Genomic DNA, 4,168 nt, shown 5'->3' with positions numbered 1-4,168 from the left:
AGTGCTTTACCTCGATAGTTCTGCTTTAGGCATGATGGTACTGCTGCATCGTAAGGCGCAGGAGTTACATATTTCTACGTCTGTAAAAGGTGCACATGGTCAGGCGAATGAAATCCTTAGTATTGCCAATATGCAGAAAATCTACATCATAGAGTAACACTCATTATGGTATCGCTTACTCAGCCGGAAAATTTTATTTTAGTTATCGATGATGACGCTATTGCGAGTCAAAGGATCAGTGACTTTATTCATAGCAAAGGTTACAACGTCATTGTTTGTAGTGATCTAGAAGAAGGTTTATTTGAAATAACACAAAATACGGTTGATTTAATTCTGATTAACTATTGGTTAAAGGATGGTACCGCACTGGCGTTACTGGATAAGTTGAATAAGGATAAAAAAGAAACACCTGTTATAGTCATGAGCGAGACAAAAGAAAATCAATCCGTGTTAGCCTGTTTTAGAATGGGGGTTTTGGATTTTGTTGTTAAACCGATAAATGTTGAAATATTTTGGTACAAGGTTGAATGTTTACTTACCCGGGTGCAACTTCAGCATAAAGTAGAGCATCAAAGAATTGAACTTGAGAAAATGCTTTATGAAAAGGCCAGAGAAGAACACATGGCCCGGCATTTATTTGAACACTTAGTCAATATTGATAATACTGACTTTGATTTTGTACATACTTACTGCCAAGCCAGTGCCAATTTTAGCGGTGATATTATCCTCAATGGCATAGCACCTAATGGCAATTTCTTCTTAATTCTCGCCGATTCAACGGGTCATGGCCTGAGTGCAGCTATGCCCATCATGCGTGTTGCCAGTACATTTAGGGCCATGGTTTCAAAGGGATTTTCTTTAGTTACGTTTATTTATGAACTGAATGCTAAGCTCCACCGAGAAAACCCTGAAGACAGATTTGTTGCCTGTATTATTTTAGAAGCCGATTTTAATCGTAATAAATTACACATTTGGAATGGTGGTATGCCCCCCGTGTATATTCAAACGGGTGGAATTGACTGTTTAACAAACAACAATATTAAAGAAACTGACCATTCTCGTTCAGTCAGTAATCAATTCATCGATAAATTTAAATCGACAAATATGGCCCTTGGTATTTTACCTCCGCATACTTTTATAGCGGATATTGTTACGGTTGATTTACCATCCCATGGGCATGCTTGCCTTTTTAGTGATGGTTTAATAGAGCAATATACCCATGACGGCAATCCATTTGGCATTGATAAATTAAAAGATCTATTTATTCATTTGTCAGGTGGTCTAGTCAAATATTTAGAGAACAATATGAATGAGTACTGTTCTGCTGAAAATATTGCAGATGACATCACTATTTGTACCTTAGATTTCGAACGATTAAACACTTGGCATCAAGATCGTGATGTCAATCGTATTAAAGCCATTATGGATGGTGAGTTCTGCTGGGATGTCAGCATTGCAGGGCCTATGTTACTCAGCGCTGATTATTTAAGTTCATTGAATCAGTTTCTCAGCATATTGGGATTTGCGACTAATTTCTGTCAACGGGTTTTTACTGTTGTCGCAGAGTTATTTAGCAACGCTATTGATCATGGTGTACTAAAATTAGATTCTCGACTAAAAAATGATCCAGAAGGCTTCGAACTGTACCATAGTATTAGGGACAGTTTTGCAGATAGGCTCACGGAAAATGATTGGGTAAAAGTGAGCATCATCTGGCGTTCATCGCAGGATGAATTACATATTAGCGTGGCTGACAGTGGCAAAGGCTTTGAGGGTGATGAAAATTTGATGGCGGACATTCCTCAGTTGTCTGGGCGCGGTCTATCGCTGGTGAAAACATTATCTAAGACATACGAATTAGTACCGCCAGGGAATATAACTAAAGTCATAATGGAATAGCGCATGAGTAAAAGAATATTAATTGTTGATGATTCCGCAGCGATTCGACAAATGGTCGAAGCGACCCTTAAATCGGCTAATTATCAAGTGGTACTGGCCAAAGATGGTCGAGAAGCCCTCGATATCTGTAATGGGCAGAGATTTGACTTCATTCTGACAGACCAAAACATGCCTCGAATGGATGGGCTGACCTTAATTAAATCCTTACGTGCTATGTCGGCATTTATGCGTACGCCGATCATTATGCTCACCACGGAAGCGGGCGATGACATGAAAGCCCAAGGGAAAGCCGCGGGTGCGACGGGATGGATGGTAAAACCCTTTGATCCTCAAAAGTTGTTGGCTATTACGGCTAAAGTGCTGGGTTAACTGCAACGGGGTGCGCTATGTCCATCAATATGGCCGAGTTCCATCAGGTCTTTTTTGAAGAAAGTCATGAACATCTTGAAAATATGGAACAATTGCTATTGGCATTGGACCTTGCTTCTCCCGATCCTGAAGAACTGAACACCATTTTCCGTGCTGCACATTCTATAAAAGGCGGCAGTGGTATTTTTGGTTTTACTGCATTAACCAGTGTCACCCATGTGATGGAAAACCTGCTGGATAAAACGCGTAAGGGTAACTTCAAATTAACGTCATCTATTATCGATTTACTGCTGAGTACTGTGGACACGTTATCCCATATCTTGAGCTTGTACCGCGAAGAAGAGCAGATTGATTGGCAGGAGGTCGAATACAGTAAAAGCCAGTTGGTTGCAGCGTTAAATGGTGAGCCTTTTAGTTCATCAGTTGCGATACGTAATGGCACAGACGTCGCTAGCACTCCCACCATAAATGCAACACTCACCGCAGCAGTGGCGGCAGAAGATCTGGGTTTTGGATTTTTTGAAGATGAAATGGCACGTGATATTGCCATCGAAGGTGAAGACTTTGGATTTTTTGATGAGGCTTATCAAGCGGAAGACATCAGCGGAGGGTGTTCATAATTCTGTGTCAGGTTAGTTTCACAGATCGATATATTCGTCCAAACGGCCTTCGAAGTGGATTGATAGCTGCGATAGCGTCAAATTCCAATTCTGAACAGGGTGACTCCAGCGTTCGGAGGCCTTTAATATACCCGCGTAAAGCAGCTTAAGTAAACTGTTCTCGTTGGCAAAGCCGCCCTTGGTTTTGGTCAGTTTTCTAAACTGACGATGCACTGCTTCCACTGCGTTAGTGGTGTAAATGGCTGTCCGGACATAGTCTGGATAGCGGAAATAAACTGACAGTAGCGGCCATTTGTTACGCCAAGATTTAATCACTACAGGGTATTTATCGCCCCATTTAGCCTCAAGCTCATCGAGCGCTAGCTCAGCAGCATTAAGGGTTGCCGCTTTATAAACACACTTTAAATCCGCCATGAACGCCTTCTGATTTTTAGAGACAACATACTTCATTGAATTTCGAATTTGGTGAATGATACACAGCTGCACTTCGGTCTTTGGATAAATGGTTGCTATGGCCTCAGGGAAGCCCTTAAGCCCATCAACACAGGCAATGAGCACGTCTTTGACGCCGCGATTATAAAGGTCAGTCAACACGCTTAACCAGTGGTGAGCGCCTTCATTATCGGACAGGTACAAACCCAACAACTCTTTTTTTCCTTCGACATTAAGCGCCAAAATGGTGTAGATGGCTTTACTGATAAAACGGCCGTTCTCTTTAATTTTATAATGAATAGCATCGAGCCACAGCACAGGATAGAGGGCTTCTAAATCCCGCTCCCGCCAGGCTTGAAGCTCAGGTAATAGCTTGTCAGTGATAGCGTTGATGCTGCCGTTAGAGACCGCAATACCGTACATATCTTCGATGTGGGCGCGAATATCTTGATAGCTAGTGCCAAGGGAAAACAAGGCAATGATTTTGCGTTCCATCTCATCGGTTAACTGAGTTTGGTGCTTTTTAACTAACTGGGGTTCAAAGGTGCCAGCCCTGTCCCTTGGGGTGGTTAACTCAAAATTACCGACAAGACTTTTGATGGTTTTGGTTGTTTTACCGTTCTTACGGTTGGCAGAGGTACTGGTGGCGAGGTGCTCCTCAAGTTCGGCATTAAGCGCGGCTTCAGTAAGCTGTTTAATCAAAGGGGTGAGGATACCATCCTTGCCCGTGAGGTCTTGGCCTTCACGCAAAGCTTGAATGGCGGCATTGATATCAAATGTAGGTGCAGTCATAAATCATCTCTTTTGGGTTTATTTTAAAGAAATGACACAGAAATTTGAACACTACC

General features: G+C 42.1%; 3 protein-coding genes and 2 pseudogenes. 4 read left to right on the top strand and 1 reads right to left on the bottom strand.

Going from position 1 to position 4,168, the window contains the following annotated elements; all coding sequences use genetic code 11:
• The 4 genes and pseudogenes from L5M10_RS24190 to L5M10_RS23380 all read left to right on the top strand — a co-directional run.
• Positions 1-157: pseudogene (locus tag L5M10_RS24190) on the top strand (anti-sigma factor antagonist); the annotation flags it as partial.
• Between the two features lie 8 nt (positions 158-165).
• Positions 166-1,899, top strand: a complete 1,734-nt coding sequence (locus L5M10_RS23390) for a SpoIIE family protein phosphatase (RefSeq protein WP_263256048.1) — start codon at positions 166-168, stop codon at positions 1,897-1,899.
• Positions 1,900-1,902: 3 nt separating this feature from the next.
• A complete protein-coding gene (locus L5M10_RS23385) occupies positions 1,903-2,268 on the top strand; it encodes a response regulator (protein WP_028759902.1) in 366 nt (121 codons plus the stop codon).
• A gap of 17 nt (positions 2,269-2,285) precedes the next feature.
• A pseudogene (locus tag L5M10_RS23380) lies at positions 2,286-2,873 on the top strand (Hpt domain-containing protein); the annotation flags it as partial.
• Between the two features lie 33 nt (positions 2,874-2,906).
• Here L5M10_RS23380 and L5M10_RS23375 read toward each other — a convergent pair.
• A complete protein-coding gene (locus tag L5M10_RS23375; RefSeq protein ID WP_259563770.1) occupies positions 2,907-4,112 on the bottom strand; it encodes an IS256 family transposase in 1,206 nt (401 codons plus the stop codon).
• Positions 4,113-4,168: the final 56 nt, after the last annotated feature.

It is taken from the genome of Shewanella sp. SM32, assembly GCF_025654235.1.
In the GTDB taxonomy this organism is placed as follows: domain Bacteria; phylum Pseudomonadota; class Gammaproteobacteria; order Enterobacterales; family Shewanellaceae; genus Shewanella; species Shewanella oncorhynchi.
The sequence above is the reverse complement of the archived record's forward strand: the minus strand, read 5'-3'. Positions and strand labels throughout refer to the sequence as shown.